The organism is Hyphomonas sp. (assembly GCF_016125515.1).
Classification (GTDB): Bacteria; Pseudomonadota; Alphaproteobacteria; order Caulobacterales; family Hyphomonadaceae; genus Hyphomonas.
In genome coordinates, this window is the sequence record NZ_WGLO01000011.1 from 19,404 (window position 1) to 36,138 (window position 16,735).

The following is a 16,735-nucleotide window of genomic DNA, read 5'->3' on the forward strand; positions in this document are numbered from 1 at the left end:
GCGCAAAGAAGGACACGGGCGATGGCAACCACACCGAACCGGACTGAACCCCCAGCCAAGCCTGCCAAGGCGGGCGCCGGCAACTCGATTGCGCCAGGTGGGCGCCTGGAAGGCAAGTTCCGCTTTACCGGGCCGCTGATCCTCGGCGCCGAACTTCGCGGCGAGATCGAAAGCGACGACCTGATCGTGGTGGAAGCCACGGGCCGGATCGAAGGCCGCATCCGGGCCGCCACGCTGATCGTTCACGGCGTTGTGGCCGGAGATATCGAAGCCAGCCGCAGCCTCGAAGTCTGCACTGGCGGACGCCTTGAAGGCGTGGCTTTCTCGCCGTCTATGCGGGTGGAAGAACGCACCATCGTCAGCGCTGACCTGCTGATCGCGCCGGAACGCACGGTCGCGCATATCAACAAGGCCGCGTCTGTGCCCGACCTGTCGAACGTCGCGCCGCTCGCTTCGCCGCGTGCCGAAGCACCGGTCGATGCAGCGGCAGTGAAAACCGCCGCAGGCTGATCAATCCCGGAGGCGCCCTAACCGCGGATGTCCTTGAGACGTTCGAACGAATTGTCGTCCGGATCAAACACACCGAGATCGCGCATCCGCGTGCAGGCCCAAGTATAGCCCCGGTCGCAGGCATTGGTCAGCGCCTGGGTGCCGGCCACCGTATCCTTGCGCCCGCCCGAGCCGGTGAAGGCCATGTTGCCATAGGCCGCGCAGCCACTGACATCGCCATAATCACAGGCTTTCTTGTAAAGGGCGCGCCCTTCTGTCTGGTTCTTGGTCACGCCGCGCCCCTGCACAGTGAGATAGGCAAGCCCGGCGCAGCCGCGCCCGTCCTTGGCATCGCAAACGATCTTGTACGTCTTCGCCGCCGCCGCCAGGTCCTGCGCGCCGCCCGCGCCGGTGCGCTGCATGTCGGCCAGCTTGAAGCAGCCATCGACCTGTTTGGCCGCGCAGGCTTCGGTCGCGGCTGCACGCGCCGCTTTCTGCTTGGCCTGACGGTCCTGCGCCTGTTCCAGCGCGATTTCTGCCTCTGAGCGTTCCACGCGGCCGAACTGGGCCGCGGCCGGAAGCGCAAGTGCGCCGCTCAAAAGAACGGCTCCGAGCATCAGATGCAGTTTCATGGGTCCGGTCTCCTTTCAGTTGGGCGGTCTAGCGGCAAATTGGGGCAACGCGGGGGCAAGTCGCCCGGGAGTTTGCAGTAGCCGCTGCAGCTTCATCCCGCTAACCTCATTCGCAAGAAGAGACCAGAGGAAGGAAACACGTCATGGCCGCACAGGATCAGAACCCCGTCGGATCGGGCTTTCCCGCAAAGAGCACGGCCGCAGAAGTCGTTCGCGGAATCGACCTCTCCGGCAAGAATGCCATCGTGACCGGCGGCTATTCCGGCATCGGCCTCGAGACCGTCCGCGCCCTCGCCTCAGCCGGCGCCCGCGTCACCGTTCCGGCCCGCCGGCCGGATGTCGCCGCCGAGGCGCTCGCCGCTGTCGCCGGTGAAATCGAGATTGCCGCAATGGATCTTGGCGACGTCGCCAGCGTGCGCAAGTTCGGCGACGAGTATGCCGAAACCGGCCGTCCGCTGCACATCCTGATCAACAATGCCGGCGTGATGGCCACGCCCTTCGGCCGCGTCGGCAATGGCTGGGAAACCCAGTTCGGCACCAACCATCTCGGTCACATGGCCCTCGCCATGAAGCTCGCCCCGGCGCTGCAGGAAGCCGAGGGCGCGCGCGTGGTGGCCCTGTCGTCCACCGGCCATGTCCGCTCGGACGTGATCTGGGATGACCCGAACTACACCACCCGCTCCTATGACAAATGGGAAGCCTACGGACAGGCGAAATCCGCCAACGCGCTGTTCGCGCTCGGCGTCGATCTGCTCGGCCGCGATATCGGCGTGCGGGCCTTTTCGGTTCACCCCGGCGGCATCTTCACGCCGCTGCAGCGCCACCTCACTGACGAGGAAATGGCAGCGCTCGGCTGGAAGAATCCGGACGGCACCATCCCCGACATGGTGAAGGCCATGTTCAAGACACCCGAACAGGGCGCCTCCACCACCGTCTGGGCGGCCACCTCGCCGCAGCTCAACGGCAAGGGCGGCGTCTATTGCGAGGATTGCGACATCGCCAAGCTGGCCGGACCGGACAGCCAGCGCTGGGAACACGCCCGTGAGTGGATCGTCGACGATGCCCGGGCCGAGCGGCTCTGGGCGATGAGCGAAAAACTGCTGGCAGACGCCTGACAGCCTGCCTGCCTTCGCCAGATTGACGCGCCGCTTCTTCGGGCGCACGTGAGGCCGCGATGACGCACGAAACCGCCGTTCCCGCCCCGGTTCCACGCCGCGCCCTCTATCTGGGGCTCAGTCTGCTGGCGGCTGTGCTCGGCGTGTTCGCGCTTGGAAAGCTCGGCTACCTGCCCGGACTGGAAGAGGCCGAAACCTGGCTGCGCAATCTGGCGGGCAGCCCCTGGGGTCTGCCGGCGGTGATCCTCGTCTTTTGTGTCGCCGCCTTCATCGGCGTGCCGCAGTTTGCACTGATCGCGGCCTCGGTCGCCGTGTTCGGCCCCCTGATGGGCGCGGTCTATGGCTGGGTCGCCAACATGCTGTCCGGCGCGCTGACCTTCTGGATCGGGCGCACCGGCGGCGAAGCGGTCGTGCGCCGCTATGCCGGCCCGCGCGCCCAGAAACTCTCGCGCCTGATCGGCCAGAACGCCCTGATCGCCAGCGCCGTCGTGCGCAGCGTGCCGGCCGGCCCCTTCCTGATCGTGAACATGGTCTTCGGCGCCAGCGCCGCCAAATTCCGCGACTACTGGATCGGCATGGGCCTCGGCATCGTTCCCAAGATCGCGCTGGTCGCGGTCGGCTGGAAATCGCTGGATTCCGCGTTCGACGGCAACCCGGTGGTTGCCGGCCTGTTCGCCGCCGCAGGCCTCGTGCTCTACGCGGCCGTCGCCTGGTTCGTGGTGCGTCAGGCCCGCAAGACCTGGCAAGATATTCCCGAAACGCCCGCCGCAACAATTGACAGCGGCCAAAATCACGGCGAATAGTCCCTCTATGCGCAAAGTCTTGCCCCTTCTTCTGCTGCTTACCGGCCCCTGGCCGGAGCCGGTCGCCTCGATCTGAGAGGCGGACGCGCGGCCAGGGGATGCCCAGACTGAATTGAGCCCAATCCCTCGAATTGACCGCTGAGCCCGCTTTCCATGACCTCGAAATCCAACGCGAAACCCGCGAAGAAACCCCACGTATTCATCTTTGACACGACCCTGCGCGACGGCGAGCAATCGCCCGGCGCATCGATGACCCACAATGAAAAGCTCGAAATGGCGAGCCTCATGGAAGAGATGGGCGTCGACATCATCGAGGCCGGCTTCCCGGCCGCATCGGACGGGGACTTCGCCGCCGTCAGCGCCATCGCCGCCCAGTCGAAGAATGCCGTCATCTGCGGCCTCGCCCGCTCCACACCGGCAGACATCGACCGTTGCGGCGAAGCCGTGCGCAACGCGGCCCGCCCGCGCATCCACACCTTCATCTCGACCAGCGAAGTGCACATGAAGCACAAGCTCAAGATGGGCCCGAACGCCGTTCTGGAAGCCATCGGCCGCTCCGTAACGCAGGCCCGCGGCCTCGTCGACGATGTGGAATGGAGCGCCGAAGATGCGACGCGCACCGATTTCGACTTCCTGTGCAAGTGTATAGACATTGCCATTTCGTCCGGTGCGCGCACGATCAACGTGCCCGATACGGTTGGCTATTCGCACCCGCATGAGTATGGCGAGCTGATCCGCCGTCTGATCGAGAACATTCCGAACTCGGACAAGGTGATCTGGTCGGCGCACTGCCACAACGATCTCGGCCTGGCCGTCGCCAACTCGCTGTCGGCCGTTGCCAATGGCGCCCGCCAGGTGGAATGCGCCATCAACGGCCTTGGCGAGCGCGCCGGCAATGCGGCGCTGGAAGAAATCGTGATGGCGATGAAGGTGCGCGGCGACACCCTGCCCTACGAAACCAAGATCGACACGACCTACCTCGCCCGCGCGTCGGCGATGGTCAGCCGCATCACGGGTTTCCCGGTTCAGTACAACAAGGCCATCGTCGGCAAGAACGCCTTCGCGCATGAAAGCGGCATCCACCAGGATGGCATGCTGAAGAATTCCGAAACCTACGAGATCATGAAGCCGGAAGATGTCGGCGTCGCGAAAACCTCGTTGGTGATGGGCAAGCTCTCGGGCCGCAATGCCTTCCGCGACAAGCTGGAATCAATGGGCTATTTCATCGAAGGCGATGCCCTGAACGATGCCTTCAAGCGCTTTAAGGACCTCGCCGACCGCAAGAAGCACGTGTTCGATGACGACATCATCGCGCTGGTGGACGAGCAGCTCGCCGCCGAAGGCGAGCGGATCGGCTTCAAGCGCCTGCGCGTTGTGGCGGGTACGGATGGTCCGCAGACGGCCGAAATCGATCTCATCGTGGATGGTGAGGAGAAGTTCGCGATCGCGCGCGGCAATGGCCCGGTGGACGCGGTGTTCAATGCCATCCGCCAGATCGTGCCGCATCAGGCCGTGCTGGAACTTTACCAGGTGCACGCGGTGACCGGCGGGACGGACGCGCAGGCGACTGTGTCGGTTCGCCTCAACGGTGATGGCATCATGGCAACGGGCCGGTCGTCGGATCCGGACACGCTGGTCGCCAGCGCGAAGGCCTATCTCCACGCACTGAACAAGTTCGAAGTGCGCAAATCGAAGCGCAAGGCGGCCTGACGCTTAGCTGTCGGTTTCTCCGAAACCGTCATCGATCAGGCGGACGATGGCCTCCACGGCTTCGTCTGCCTGAGCGCCCCTTCCCTTGATCTCGACGACGCAGCCTGTGTGTGCCACCAGCATCAGCAGGTCCATGATCGAGCGCGCATCGGCGGTTTCGCTTTCGTGGGAGACGAAGACCTGCGCATCATACTCGCCGGCGAGTTTGGCCACCTTGGCCGACGCCCGCGCGTGCAGGCCCTTGCGGTTCACGATGGTGGTGCGGCGGATGGCCGGGAATGCATCAGACATCAGTAGGAAGGCAGCTTCGCAAGGATGTCCGAGGCGATGGTGATGTACTTTCGCCCGCCTTCGGCGGCATCCTGGGCGCTTTCCTCGAGGCTCAGCACGTCGCGCGTCTGGGCCAGTTTGATCAGCATCGGAAGGTTAGCGCCGGAGACGATCTCCATCTTGGCCCGGCTGCGGAGGGAAAGAACGAGGTTTGAAGGGGTGCCCCCGAACATGTCGGTCAGGACGATCACGCCGCGCCCGGCATCGCAGGCCTTGATCGCTTCGAGGATGGCCTCGCGCTTCAGGTCGAGGTCTTCGTCGGCATCGATGGAAACGGCACGCGTGCGCCACAACCGTCCAACCACGTGCTCCGCGGCGGCGACGAGTTCGTGTGCAAGCTTGCCATGGCTGACGACGACGATGCCGATCATTTGCCTTCGGGACAGTGAAATCAAACGTAACAGGACTGTCACGTTGTCACGATGCTGCGGCGCGTCAAGCGTCAATCAGCGGGAACCTGGTTGGTTTCCCTAGCCGGTGTGGCCGAGACCCAACACATCATCCATGCCGTAGAGTCCGGGGGGCTGGCTGGCCGCCCAGACCGCCGCATGCAAAGCGCCTTCGGCAAATACAGCCCGGTCGAGCGCCATGTGCGAGAAGCGCAGCACCTCGCGGGCGGCGCCGAACAGCACTTCATGTTCCCCATAAATACCCCCGGCGCGGCGCACGGACATGCCGATCTGGCCTTCCTTGCGCGGCGCGTCCGGCCCCAGGTAAGGCGGCGCGACGAGGTCCTCCCGCGTGCCGCCCCGGCCTTGCGCGGCGGCGTCTGCCAACATCAGCGCCGTGCCCGAAGGCGCATCGATTTTCATCCGGTGGTGGGACTCGAGGATCTCGATATCCCAGTCCTTGCCGAGGCGCGACGCAGCGAGCCGCGTGAAGGCCTGCAGCAGGTTCACGCCCAGCGAGAAATTGCCCGACTTGACGATGGCGAACCGCACCGCCGCCGCATGGATCGCCGCTGCATGCTCCGCGCCGAGCCCGGTCGTGCCGATCACAACGGCGCGCACGGACGTTCCCTTCAAGGCGTCCAGCGCCGCGATTGTCGCCTCGGGCCGCGTGAAATCGATCCAGATGTCGGCCCCGGCCGCCGCTTCGGCGACGTTGGGCGTGGGCCAGATGCCGACCGGGCGATGCCCCGCCAGCACGCCGATGTCCTCATCGAACACTCCGGCCGCTGCCACTTCGCTGGCGCCCGACAGGGTCAGCCCCTGGCTGATCGCCATGCCTGCGAGCTGTCGCCCCATGCGCCCGGCCACACCGGCCACGGCCACCTTCAATGCAGTTCCTGCAGTCGTCATGGGTTCGGTCCCCGCTCGCGGCGTTCCCTGAGTTCATCCGAAAAGGCGCTGGCGAACACACCGGCCGGCAACGCCACCACCCCGATACCCGCAATCGCGATGATCGCCGAGAAGAAACGCCCGAGCGGCGTGACCGGATACACATCGCCGTAGCCGACCGTGGTCAGCGTGGCGACCGCCCACCAGATGGCGCGCGGAATGGAAGCGAACTGTTCCTGGTGCTCCCCGCCGACGCCTTCGACGAAATACAGCAGCACCGCCGCGACATACACTAGCGTCAGCGCCACCGCGAGGCTGGTGAGAAGCTGCGAACTCGACCGGCGCAGCGCCGCGCCAAGCGCATCGAACGCCGGCACGAAGCGCGCAATCTTCACCAGGCGCGCCAGACGCAGCACGCGCAGCACCAGCAGCGATCCCCCACCGCCGAGCGCCATCACCACCAGCTCGGGCGCAAAGGCCAGAAGGTCCGCAATCGAATAGAACCGCGTGACATATTTCACCCGCCCGCCAATGCCCTTGAATTGCGGGTCCAACCCCGCCACCCAGAGCCGCGCGACATATTCCACCGCGAAGATCCCGAGCACCGTGATGTTGAACACATCGAACGCACGCATCCAGCGCGGATCGGTGTTCAGCGTCGGCTCGGTCTCCAGCGCCAGGAACAGGAACGACGCCAGCACGATGGCGACGATGAACAGGTTCAACCGGGAAATGCCCGACGCGCGTGCCTCCGGCACGAGCTGGACATAGAGCCATTGCTTGACGCTCATCCGGACCCCTTCGCGCTAGCCGCGCAACACACCACCCGTCCCTTTTGACACGGAAGCGATCACGCGGTCCATGATCGCCTGGATCTGGTCATCCTTCAGCGCTTCGCGCGGCTGGAGCGTGATTTCGAAGGCGACGGACTTCTTGCCCTCGGCAACGCCCTGCCCCTGATAGACGTCGAATACGTCCACCTTGGAGATCAGCTGCTTGTCGGCGCCGAGCGCATGGCGCGCCAGTTCGCCCGCCGGCACGTCGGCATCCACCACAAAGGCAAAGTCGCGCCGGATCGGCGTCAGGTCGGCGCGTTCAAGCACCGGCTTGGTCTTGGTCGACTTCGCCTTCATCACCGGCAGCGCGTTGAGGTTCAGCTCGAACGCATAGACCGGGCCGTCGACGTCCAGCGCCTTCAGAACGGCGGGATGCAGCGCGCCGAAATTGGCGACCGTCATCTTGGGGCCCAGCTTCAGGCTCGCCGATTGGCCGGGATGCCAGTGCGGCTGGGTCGCCGCGCCGATCTGGAACTTGTCGCCCGGCTGGCCAAGCGCGGCGAGCAGCGCGAACAGATCCGCCTTCGCGGCGAACGCGTCATAGGGCTGCGGTGTGCCTTGCCAATGGCGCTGGGGCGAAGGCTGCACCAGACCGGCAATGACCGTACGCTGATCTTTCGGGCCATCGCCCAGATAGATCGGGCCGGCTTCGAACAGACGGATGCTGCGCTCGCCCCGATTGGCCGCGCGCTGCGCCGCCTGGGCAAGGTTTCCGAGCGCCGTCGGGCGCATGTAGTTGAGCTCGCTGGCCACAGGGTTGGCAACCGTCAGTGCATCCTCGACCTTCCCGAACAGCGCCGCGTGCTCGCGCGCCATGAAGCTCCAGGTAACCGCCTCGAGGAAGCCCCGGGCCGCCATCGCGCGCCGCGCAATCGACACGCGCGACTGGCGCGCCGCCGCCACGCTCTGCTTCAGGCCTTCCGGCATCGGCAACGAGGTCGTTGGCAACTGGTCATATCCCACGAGACGGGCGATCTCTTCCACAATGTCCGCAGACCGATCAATGTCGAACCGGTGCGACGGCGGCATCAGGTACCAGGCATCGCCGGCATCCTCGATGTCGAACTCGAGATCCTTGAGGATCCGCTTCATCTCGGCCGGTTTGACCACGAGCCCCGTCAGGCGCTCGACATCGCCGTGATAGAAGGTGACCTTGTTCAGGCGCGCAGGGATGCTGCCCACAATCCGCCCCTTGGTCGCAGCGCCGCCACCGTATTCGAGGATCAGTGCAATCGCGAGGTTCAGGCCATCGACGCAGCTTTGCGGATCGACGCCGCGCTCGAACCGGTAGCGCGCATCCGAATGGATGCCGGTCGTGCGGCCCGTGCGCGCCGTGCGCAGCGGATCGAACCAGGCGCTCTCGATGAACACATCCGTCGTGTCGGCCGAAACGGCAGTCGACTGGCCACCCATCACGCCGCCAAGACCGATCACGCCGGATCCGTCGGCGATCACGCACATGTCTTCGCTGACCTTGTAGGTCTTGCCGTCCAGGGCCTCGAGCGATTCGCCCGTCTTGCCGAGACGCGCCACAACCGCGCCGGTGAGCTTGGCCGCATCATAGACGTGCAGCGGACGGGCGCGATCGAGGGAGATATAGTTCGTCACATCGACCAGCAGCGAACGGGGCTGAAGCCCGGCCGCGATCAGGCGCGCCTGCATCCAGTCCGGGGACGGACCATTGGTGACGCCGCGGATCAGTGCGCCTGCGAACATCGGACAGGCCTCGGGTGCTTCCAGTTTGATCTCGACCGGGCACTCGCCGCTGCCGGGCGCTTTCTTGACGTCATTGCGCAGGAACCGGCCCGCACCGGCGGCCGCCAGATCGCGCGCAATGCCCTGCACGCCCAGCCAGTCCGGCCGGTTGGGCGTCACTTCGAAATCGATCACCGCATCGGTGAAGCCCATCGCTTCTGCAGCCGGCATGCCGACCATGTACTCGCCATCGAGATCGATGATGCCGTCATGGTCATCACCAAGTTCCAGCTCGCGCGAGGAACACATCATGCCATGGCTGTCGATGCCGCGAATGGCACGCGGCTTCTTGTCTAGCGCCATGCCAAGGCCCGGGATCCATGTGCCGAGCGGTGCATAGATAGCGGTCATGCCGGCGCGCGCGTTCGGTGCGCCGCAGACGATCTGCTTGACGCCGTCGATGGTCTCGACCTTGCAGACGCGCAGCTTGTCCGCCTGCGGATGAGGCTCGGCTTCCAGCACCTTGCACACCGTGAAGGCGGCCAGCGCCTTCCTCGGATCGATCACGTGTTCGACTTCAAGGCCTGCCTTGCCCATGTATCCGAGGATGTCGTCGAGCGAGGCCTTGGTCACAAGGTGATCATTCAACCAGGAGAGCGTGAATTTCATGGGTTCGTCCCTTGAAGGGGTTGTTCGGGCGGAGCGCCTTCGGAGCCAGTGGTCTGGAGGGCTTCAAAAATGTCGGAAGTACCGCGTTCGCAGGCTGGCACGCGCATAGCGCGCTCGCGATCAAGGTCGCGGGCGAGCCAGCACCGGTCGAACACGGAGCAATAGCAGACTTCCATCTCCAGCTCGCCCCACTCGGCCGCAATCTGGTATAGCTGGTCGTCGGTGATGCTTTCGCGCGGCCACGAAATCTCCAGCGCGGTGACTTGCGCGCCCGGCGCCAACGCCCGGCCGGTCAGGCTCGTCCAGGAAATATCATAGCCCGCCGGCAAGCGGTCCCGGTACGCCGTCAAACCGGCGAGCGGCTTTTTGTCCTTCAGCATCGTAACGGATTCGATCAGGGCCGGCCCAACACCGCTATTGCTGATATGCAGGCCCATCGACACATGATCCGGCACGCGCGAGACAAATCCGTCCATCTGCACGACCGGATAAACCGAACCGTGCTGCTGCGCGCGCATCACCCGGCCCTGGTCCCAGGCAACAAACAACGCAATCACGCTCGTCAACACGGCGCAGATCGCGATCAGCATTTCAGCTTTGTTGCCAGTACCCATAACTCTGCTGCCTCAGCTCAGCCCGCCGCTGACCGACGGTGTCAGCCAGGGTGAGAAGCCGTAATGGCGGGTCCATTGCGGGTCCGCTTCGAAGTACGGGCGCAGGTCAGGCATGCCGTATTTCAGCATGGCGAGACGGTCGACGCCCATGCCGAAGGCAAAGCCCTGGTGGACGGCCGGGTCCAGGCCGCAATTGCGCAGCACGTTCGGATGCACCATGCCGCAACCGAGCACTTCCAGCCAGTCCGTGCCTTTGCCGACTTCGACGACGCCGCCGGAGCGCTGGCACTGCACATCCATCTCGGCCGAAGGCTCCGTGAACGGAAAGAAGTGCGGCCGGAACCGTGCGGTGACATTGTCGACCTCGAAGAAGGCTTTCACGAAATCGACGAGACAGCCTTTCAGGTGGCCCATATGGATGCCCTCCTCGATGACGAGGCCCTCGACCTGATGGAACATAGGCGTGTGGGTCGCGTCCCAGTCGTTGCGGAACACACGGCCCGGCACAAGAATCCGGATCGGCGGCTTCTCGGTCATCATCGTGCGCACCTGAACCGGGCTCGTATGTGTACGGAGCACCTTGGGAAGGTTGCCCTGCCCCTGCTTCAGGAAGAACGTATCGTGCGTCTCGCGGGCCGGGTGGCCCTCGGGGAAGTTCAGCGCGGTGAAATTGTGCCAGTCATCCTCAATGTCCGGGCCTTCCGCCACACGGAAGCCCATGTCGCCGAAAATGGCGGCGATTTCCTCGAACACCTGCATCACCGGGTGCAGCGCCCCTTCCCCGGCCGATGGCGCCGCCGGCAGGGTCAGGTCGATCTTCTCGCGTGCCAGCTGGGCTTCAAGCGCCTTGGCCTCCAGCGCACCCTTGCGGGCACGCACAGCGTCCTCGATACGGCCCTTCAGCGCGTTCAGCGCCGGGCCCTTTTCCTTGCGCTCCTCGGGCGACATTGCGCCGAGTGTGCCCATCAGGCCCGAGACCCGGCCTTTCTTTCCGAGCTCGGAAACCCGGACCGCGTCCAGCGCCTCAAGGCTCGCCGCGCCGTGAATGGCGGCCAGCGCTTCCTGCTCGATAGATGTAATGTCGGACACGGAATGCCCCTTCCAGAAAACCAAGCCGGGTGTTTAGCGGCGTCCGCGGCCCACGCCAACCCGCTTGCATGCGGGTCAGACCGGTTCGTAGTGGCGCAGACTCGCAAAGAAGGCGTCAAAATCGGTCCACCAGATCACCGGGTCCGGCTCGCCATCAACATCGAACCGGTCGAAATCGGTAAAGCCGACCCTGGGCGCGCCGGGCTGGTTATAGTCCAGGAACAGGGTTTCGCGGTACCATTGCGCCAGCACGATCATCGCCTTGCTGCCTTCCGGGAACTGGTCCGCCTCGTCCGGATCGTCCGGGTCGGCATAGTCGCAGACCGTGTCCCAGAGGGTGCGCAGGCTTTCGGCGGGTACGAGGTCGTTATAGGCGCCGAACGGCGTCATCACGTGTTCGTAGCGGTCCGGATGGGTGATGCCGCGCTTCGGGATGCACAGGCCCGCCACATTGCCCCCGTTCTGGCGCCGGTAGAGCTCGATCAGCGTGTCCGGCAGCGCGCGGCCGAGCCGGGCCTCGACGCGGGTGATGTCGTCCTCACTGAGGCCGCCCTCGCCCGCCGCCTCGCCCGAGAAGAACGTGTCGAGCGTCACCGGATCTGCCGAGACGATGAGGTCGGACTGCCGTTCGGCCGGGGTGTCGTCGTCCGGCAGCATCCAGAGCGGCAGGAAGCTGGCGGGCTTGCCCTCCAGCCGGTCGATATAAAGCCCCATGATCGCGCCGACCACGCCCACCGCGATCGGCCAGATGGCATCCGCGGGGCCGAAGGGTGCCACGTTCACCGCGCCGCTGAACAGCGCGCTGAGGCCGAACCCGATGAGGTAAAGCGCCGACACGAGCAGCAATTGCAGGGCAAAGTCAGCCGGCAGCTGCAACCAATAACGTTTCAGCGTCCCGGAATTGCGCGCGACGCGCCAGAGCCGCAGCTGGCCGAACAGGTAGGCCAGCGTGAACCCCGCCCCCAGGAATGGGAGGATCCAGGGCGAGCGCTGCACGAGCCCGGCCGCCAGCGCAAAGCCCACCAGGCCAAGGCCCAGTGGAATCCGCAACGCTGCGCTGAGTTTCGTGACGCCCATGCAAAAAGCCTCCCGTGACGACGGTCACGGGAGGCTTAATTCAGCCACGCGGCCTCGGCCAGCGGGCGTATCAGCTCAGGCGCGCGCCGCCTTCTTTCGGGCGTTGCGGGCCTTCTTGGTATTGCCAAAAATGCCTATGTTGGCGCGTTTGGAGAGGTTGGCGGTCCATTTCGAGTTCCGGCGTTTGACGCGCGGCTTCTTGCTCGGGTGGAGAACGCTGTTCGGGGACTTGCTCATCGGTCGATCTCCTTAGGCGAGGGCTGATTTGGCTTGGGCGACGAGAGCGCCGAAAGCCTCGGGCTCGCGCACGGCGAGGTCGGCCATGACCTTGCGGTCAACTTCGATGCCGGCCTTGGTCAAGCCGTTGATGAAGCTGGAATAGGTCAGGTCCTGGTCGTGGATACGGACCGCAGCGTTGATGCGCTGAATCCAAAGCGAGCGGAACTGGCGTTTCTTCACCTTGCGGCCGACATAGGCATACTCGCCGGCTTTCCAGACGGCAGCGGCGGCGTTGGTGAAGGTATTCTTGCGACGGCCGCGGAAGCCTTTGGCTTGCTTCAGGATCTTCTTGTGGCGGGCGTGGGCGGGCACTTTGGCGCGTGAACGGGGCATGGGGGCCTCCTGTCAATTCGTGTTCAAGATCAAAAAAATGAGAAGTTACAGGCCGTAAGGCAGGTACTTCTTGACGCGGGCTTCATCTGCTTTCGCGCCGACGGACGTGCCGCGGTTCTGGCGGATGTACTTGGAATTGTGGCTGATCAGGCGGTGGCGTTTGCCGGCCACACCATGCTTCAGCTTTCCTGTCGCGGTGATCTTGAACCGCTTTGCAGCGGCTTTCTTGGTCTTCATCTTCGGCATGTTTTTCTCCTCAAACTATAGAGCTCACACCCGATCGGGCGGCCCTGGATACACGGACTGGGGGCAATGCCGTCGCCCTGGAGTCCGGCAAGAGGCGGCTTATGGCGGAGCCGCACGCAGGAATCAAGAGGGTTCCTCACGCCGCATCCTTTGATTGAAAGCCGCGCCCTCTAAACCGCCCAAAAGCTGTCCAGACGGGCGGCGGTGCGCCCTGGCGGGCCTGGCGCAACCCTGCAAAGCCGTTCCCGCCCGGCCCATAACGCAAAAAGCCCCCGCTTGGGCGAGGGCTTTCGTGAGGCGTTAGCCAGAGCTGGAAATCAGCGCGGAGCCAGGACCATGGTCATCTGCTTGCCTTCAAGCTTGGGCTCGAGTTCGACTTTCGCCGCTTCCTCGAAATCCTTCTTCATCTTCTCCAGCAGCTGCATGCCGAGATGCTGGTGGGCCATCTCGCGGCCACGGAAGCGGAGCGTGATCTTCACCTTGTCGCCGTCCTCGAAGAAACGGGTGATGGCGCGCGCTTTCACTTCATAATCGTGGGTGTCGATGTTCGGCCGGATCTTGATCTCTTTGAGCTCGGAAGATTTCTGCTTCTTCCGGGCAGCGGCCTTCTTCTTGCGCTCCTCGAAGCGGACCTTGCCATAATCGAGGATTTTCACGACCGGGACTTCCTGGTCGCCGGAAACTTCCACAAGGTCGAGAGCGGCTTCGCGCGCAGCGTCCAGCGCGGCGGCCAGGGGCATGACGCCCTGCTTCTCACCCTTTTCGTCGATCAGCAGCACGCGGGCGGCGCGGATCTCTTCGTTGATACGGGGGCCGACCTGCTTTTTGGCGGGCGCTTCGGCTTCTGGTCTGCGAGCTATTGGGGAACTCCTTCCGGGGATGTTGATAACGCCGTGAATATGCCTGTGTTTGCAGGCATCTTCAAGGCGCGATGCTTTGGCCTGCGCCGCGCCCGAGCGCAATTGGTAAACTTGGGGGAACTGCGTTGCCCTCGGGCGGGGGATCGGCTTTGCTGGGCCGGAACAACCGATCCGGGGCCTGACCATGAGACTTTTCGCCTTGCTTGCCGCCGCCTGCCTGATGGTGGCCGCGCCCGCCTTTGCCAAGGATGAGGCGGCGAAACCGAAAACCCTGACCGAACGGGTGGCGGGGATGACGGCGGCGCCAGGCTTCCTGGACCTTTATACCGATGCGGCGACCGGGCATGTGTTTGTCGCCCTCCCCGCGTCGGGCGAAGACGGGGTGGCGGTACGGTTCATCTATGCGACGGGGCTGACGGCGGGGCTCGGCTCCAACCCGATCGGGCTGGACCGGGGCAATGGCTCGTCGGGTGATATCGTGCGCTTCCGCCGGATCGGCGACAAGGTGATCGCCGAGCAGGAGAACTGGCGCTACCGGGCAACCTCTGGCCGGGAAGCGGAAGAACGCGCCGTGCAGCAGAGCTTTGCGACCTCGTTCCTGTGGTCGACCGGCGTGGAGGCGACGGACGAGGGCGGTCGGATGCTGATTGACCTCACGGGATTCCTGGTGCGCGATGCGGCCGATTTCGGCGCTGCGATGAAATTCGGCAAGGAGGCCGGCGATTACCGGCTGGCGGCGGACCGGTCCCTGCCCGACCCGGCGGGCGTGCTGTCCTTTCCTGACAATTCCGAGATCGACGCCTTCCTGACCTTCGAGACGTCGAAGCCGAACGCGCAGACGACTGCGACGGCGGCGGACGGGCGGGCCGTGACGCTGGTGTTGCACCATTCCTTCGTGCGCCTGCCCGACGAAGGCTACAAACCGCGCGCATTCGATCAGCGTACGGCCAATATCGGCATGGGCTTCTATGACTTTTCTGCGCCGCTGGGCGCGCCCATCGTGACGCGCCTGTCGCGCCGATTCCGGCTGGCGCGGATGGACTCTGGCGCGGCGTCCGGCCCGGTGAAAGAGCCGATCGTGTTCTATGTGGACAACGGCGCCCCGCCGGAAATCCGCGATGCGCTGATCGAAGGCGCGAGCTGGTGGGCGGACGGCTTTGCCGCGGCAGGCTTCGAGGACGCGTTCCGCGTGGAGGTGTTGCCGGAGGGCGTCCACCCGCTGGACGTGCGCTATAATGTGATCAACTGGGTGCACCGGCAGACGCGCGGCTGGTCTTACGGGGGCAGCATCTCCGATCCGCGCACCGGGGAAATCCTGAAGGCAAACGTGATCCTCGGCTCGCAGCGCGTGCGCCAGGACCGGATGATCTTTGAAGGCCTCGCCGGGGCGGACAAGACCGGCACGGGCAGCACGGACGATCCGGTGCAGATCTCGCTGGCGCGCATCCGCCAGCTGGCGGCGCATGAAGTGGGCCATACGCTGGGCTTTGCGCACAATTTTGCGGCGAGCACCAATGGGCGCGCCTCGGTGATGGATTATCCCGCGCCCTGGGTGCACCCGAAAGCGGACGGGACGCTCGACTTCTCCGAAGCCTATGCGACCGGCATGGGGGCGTGGGACCTGTTCACGGTAAAATGGCTGTACACGGAATTTCCCGGGGGCGGCGACGACCGGGGGGCGCTGGACGCGATGGTAAGCGAGACCTATGGCGCCGGGCTGCGCTTCGTGTCCGACGCGCATGCGCGCACGGTGGACACGGGCCATCCGTTCGGATCGGTCTGGGACAATGGAGCCGATCCGGTGGCGGCGCTGGACGAGACGATGCAGGTGCGCGCGATTGCGCTGAAGAATTTCGGGCCGGACGCGCTGGCGAGCGGTCGTCCGACGTCGGATCTCAATGCGGTGATTGTGCCGATCTATCTCTACCATCGCTACCAGGTGGACGCGGCGGCGAAGTTCATCGGCGGGCTGGACTTCCGCTATGCGGTGACCGGTGACGGCGCGGCGGAGGCGAAGCCGGTGGCGGCGAGCGAGCAGCGCCGCGCGCTGGCGGCCCTGATCCGGACGCTGGACCCGGCGGCGCTGGACCTGCCGGACAGCCTGCTGAACCAGCTGACGCCGGGCGATGTCGGCTATGCAGGCGGCGGCGCGCAGGAGGAAGTGTTCGAGGGCAGGACGGGGCCGGTGTTCGACCTGTCGGCAGCGGCGGATACGGCGGCGCGCCTGACGCTGGGCGCGGTGCTGGAGCCGTCGCGCGCCAACCGGCTGGTGGCGTATGCGCAGCGCGGGGCGGACGCGATGACGCTGGGCGAGACGCTGGATACGCTGGACGCGGCCGTGTTCGCCGCGCAGGCGGACGCGCGGCGGGCGGCGCTGAACCAGGTGGTGCAGGCCCGCTTCATCTCGGAACTGATCGGCCTGTCGCGCCAGGGCGAAGCGGCGCCGGGTGTGCGCGCGGCGGTGGATGCAAAGCTCGCGGCGGTCAAGACGCGGCTGGAGAAGAAGAGCCGTGCACGGACGGCGGTTGAGCAGGCGCATGTCGCGCAGCTGGCGGCCGAGATCGGCCGGCACCTGTCAGGCGCAGAGATAGCGCTGCTCCCTGCCCCTGAGACGCCGCCGGGCAGCCCGATCGGTGCGATGGGTCAGGCCGAGGAATGCTGGCACTGCGTGCCGTGAG

18 protein-coding genes are annotated in these 16,735 nt (G+C 65.2%); 5 read left to right on the forward strand and 13 right to left on the reverse strand.

Annotation, left to right across the window (positions count from 1 at the left end; genetic code table 11):
- Window positions 1-21: 21 nt before the first annotated feature.
- On the forward strand, window positions 22-510 hold the full coding sequence (locus GC148_RS10350) for a polymer-forming cytoskeletal protein (protein WP_291070673.1): 489 nt from the start codon (window positions 22-24) through the stop codon (window positions 508-510).
- Between the two features lie 17 nt (window positions 511-527).
- Here GC148_RS10350 and GC148_RS10355 read toward each other — a convergent pair whose 3' ends face one another.
- Complete coding sequence (locus GC148_RS10355; protein ID WP_291070674.1) at window positions 528-1,121, reverse strand: tetratricopeptide repeat protein; 594 nt, start codon at window positions 1,119-1,121, stop codon at window positions 528-530.
- Between the two features lie 143 nt (window positions 1,122-1,264).
- On the opposite strand from GC148_RS10355, the gene GC148_RS10360 reads away from it, so the two are divergent.
- From GC148_RS10360 to GC148_RS10370, 3 genes are all read left to right on the forward strand, one after another.
- The gene (locus GC148_RS10360; RefSeq protein WP_291070675.1) at window positions 1,265-2,236 is read left to right on the forward strand and encodes an oxidoreductase; all 972 of its coding nucleotides are present in this window, start codon (window positions 1,265-1,267) and stop codon (window positions 2,234-2,236) included.
- A gap of 59 nt (window positions 2,237-2,295) precedes the next feature.
- Window positions 2,296-3,039 (forward strand): VTT domain-containing protein, encoded by a 744-nt coding sequence (locus tag GC148_RS10365; RefSeq protein ID WP_291070676.1) that lies wholly within the window; start codon window positions 2,296-2,298, stop codon window positions 3,037-3,039.
- 153 nt (window positions 3,040-3,192) lie between these two features.
- A complete protein-coding gene (locus GC148_RS10370) occupies window positions 3,193-4,749 on the forward strand; it encodes a 2-isopropylmalate synthase (protein WP_291070677.1) in 1,557 nt (518 codons plus the stop codon).
- 3 nt (window positions 4,750-4,752) lie between these two features.
- Here GC148_RS10370 and GC148_RS10375 read toward each other — a convergent pair whose 3' ends face one another.
- From GC148_RS10375 to infC, 12 genes are all read right to left on the reverse strand, one after another.
- A complete protein-coding gene (locus GC148_RS10375) occupies window positions 4,753-5,040 on the reverse strand; it encodes an HPr family phosphocarrier protein (protein ID WP_291070678.1) in 288 nt (95 codons plus the stop codon).
- On the reverse strand, window positions 5,040-5,450 hold the full coding sequence (locus GC148_RS10380; RefSeq protein WP_291070679.1) for a PTS fructose transporter subunit IIA: 411 nt from the start codon (window positions 5,448-5,450) through the stop codon (window positions 5,040-5,042). Before GC148_RS10380 ends, GC148_RS10375 begins: the two co-directional genes overlap by 1 nt.
- Before the next feature lie 99 nt (window positions 5,451-5,549).
- Window positions 5,550-6,380 (reverse strand): 4-hydroxy-tetrahydrodipicolinate reductase, encoded by an 831-nt coding sequence (gene dapB / locus GC148_RS10385; RefSeq protein ID WP_291070680.1) that lies wholly within the window; start codon window positions 6,378-6,380, stop codon window positions 5,550-5,552.
- Window positions 6,377-7,150, reverse strand: coding sequence for an ion transporter (locus GC148_RS10390; protein WP_291070681.1), 774 nt, complete (start codon window positions 7,148-7,150; stop codon window positions 6,377-6,379). Before GC148_RS10390 ends, dapB begins: the two co-directional genes overlap by 4 nt.
- A 15-nt stretch (window positions 7,151-7,165) precedes the next feature.
- Window positions 7,166-9,559, reverse strand: coding sequence for a phenylalanine--tRNA ligase subunit beta (pheT, locus tag GC148_RS10395; RefSeq protein WP_291070682.1), 2,394 nt, complete (start codon window positions 9,557-9,559; stop codon window positions 7,166-7,168).
- Window positions 9,556-10,173 (reverse strand): hypothetical protein, encoded by a 618-nt coding sequence (locus tag GC148_RS10400; RefSeq protein WP_291070683.1) that lies wholly within the window; start codon window positions 10,171-10,173, stop codon window positions 9,556-9,558. Before GC148_RS10400 ends, pheT begins: the two co-directional genes overlap by 4 nt.
- 12 nt (window positions 10,174-10,185) lie before the next feature.
- Window positions 10,186-11,262: a phenylalanine--tRNA ligase subunit alpha gene (pheS, locus tag GC148_RS10405; RefSeq protein ID WP_291070684.1), complete on the reverse strand. Its 1,077-nt coding sequence runs from the start codon at window positions 11,260-11,262 to the stop codon at window positions 10,186-10,188.
- Window positions 11,263-11,337: 75 nt separating this feature from the next.
- Entirely contained in the window at window positions 11,338-12,339 is a 1,002-nt protein-coding gene (locus GC148_RS10410) for an SMI1/KNR4 family protein (protein WP_291070685.1), read from the reverse strand.
- Between the two features lie 75 nt (window positions 12,340-12,414).
- On the reverse strand, window positions 12,415-12,576 hold the full coding sequence (locus GC148_RS10415) for a hypothetical protein (protein ID WP_291070686.1): 162 nt from the start codon (window positions 12,574-12,576) through the stop codon (window positions 12,415-12,417).
- 12 nt (window positions 12,577-12,588) lie between these two features.
- Entirely contained in the window at window positions 12,589-12,951 is a 363-nt protein-coding gene (gene rplT, locus GC148_RS10420) for a 50S ribosomal protein L20 (protein ID WP_291070687.1), read from the reverse strand.
- A 45-nt stretch (window positions 12,952-12,996) separates the two neighbouring features.
- Window positions 12,997-13,197 (reverse strand): 50S ribosomal protein L35, encoded by a 201-nt coding sequence (gene rpmI / locus GC148_RS10425; protein ID WP_220985917.1) that lies wholly within the window; start codon window positions 13,195-13,197, stop codon window positions 12,997-12,999.
- Window positions 13,198-13,514: 317 nt separating this feature from the next.
- A complete protein-coding gene (infC, locus tag GC148_RS10430) occupies window positions 13,515-14,057 on the reverse strand; it encodes a translation initiation factor IF-3 (RefSeq protein ID WP_291070813.1) in 543 nt (180 codons plus the stop codon).
- 184 nt (window positions 14,058-14,241) lie between these two features.
- Between infC and GC148_RS10435 the strand changes: the two genes are divergently transcribed.
- A complete protein-coding gene (locus GC148_RS10435) occupies window positions 14,242-16,734 on the forward strand; it encodes a zinc-dependent metalloprotease (protein WP_291070688.1) in 2,493 nt (830 codons plus the stop codon).
- Window position 16,735 lies beyond the last annotated feature (1 nt).

Excerpts from the sequence above, each read along its gene's own strand:
- GC148_RS10350 (WP_291070673.1), top strand. The coding sequence starts at position 22 with ATGGCAACCACACCGAACCGGACTGAACCCCCAGCCAAGCCTGCCAAG.
- GC148_RS10355 (WP_291070674.1), bottom strand. The coding sequence starts at position 1,121 with ATGAAACTGCATCTGATGCTCGGAGCCGTTCTTTTGAGCGGCGCACTT.
- GC148_RS10360 (WP_291070675.1), top strand. The coding sequence starts at position 1,265 with ATGGCCGCACAGGATCAGAACCCCGTCGGATCGGGCTTTCCCGCAAAG.
- GC148_RS10365 (WP_291070676.1), top strand. The coding sequence starts at position 2,296 with ATGACGCACGAAACCGCCGTTCCCGCCCCGGTTCCACGCCGCGCCCTC.
- GC148_RS10370 (WP_291070677.1), top strand. The coding sequence starts at position 3,193 with ATGACCTCGAAATCCAACGCGAAACCCGCGAAGAAACCCCACGTATTC.
- GC148_RS10375 (WP_291070678.1), bottom strand. The coding sequence starts at position 5,040 with ATGTCTGATGCATTCCCGGCCATCCGCCGCACCACCATCGTGAACCGC.
- GC148_RS10380 (WP_291070679.1), bottom strand. The coding sequence starts at position 5,450 with ATGATCGGCATCGTCGTCGTCAGCCATGGCAAGCTTGCACACGAACTC.
- dapB (WP_291070680.1), bottom strand. The coding sequence starts at position 6,380 with ATGACGACTGCAGGAACTGCATTGAAGGTGGCCGTGGCCGGTGTGGCC.
- GC148_RS10390 (WP_291070681.1), bottom strand. The coding sequence starts at position 7,150 with ATGAGCGTCAAGCAATGGCTCTATGTCCAGCTCGTGCCGGAGGCACGC.
- pheT (WP_291070682.1), bottom strand. The coding sequence starts at position 9,559 with ATGAAATTCACGCTCTCCTGGTTGAATGATCACCTTGTGACCAAGGCC.
- GC148_RS10400 (WP_291070683.1), bottom strand. The coding sequence starts at position 10,173 with ATGGGTACTGGCAACAAAGCTGAAATGCTGATCGCGATCTGCGCCGTG.
- GC148_RS10410 (WP_291070685.1), bottom strand. The coding sequence starts at position 12,339 with ATGGGCGTCACGAAACTCAGCGCAGCGTTGCGGATTCCACTGGGCCTT.
- GC148_RS10415 (WP_291070686.1), bottom strand. The coding sequence starts at position 12,576 with ATGAGCAAGTCCCCGAACAGCGTTCTCCACCCGAGCAAGAAGCCGCGC.
- rplT (WP_291070687.1), bottom strand. The coding sequence starts at position 12,951 with ATGCCCCGTTCACGCGCCAAAGTGCCCGCCCACGCCCGCCACAAGAAG.
- rpmI (WP_220985917.1), bottom strand. The coding sequence starts at position 13,197 with ATGCCGAAGATGAAGACCAAGAAAGCCGCTGCAAAGCGGTTCAAGATC.
- GC148_RS10435 (WP_291070688.1), top strand. The coding sequence starts at position 14,242 with ATGAGACTTTTCGCCTTGCTTGCCGCCGCCTGCCTGATGGTGGCCGCG.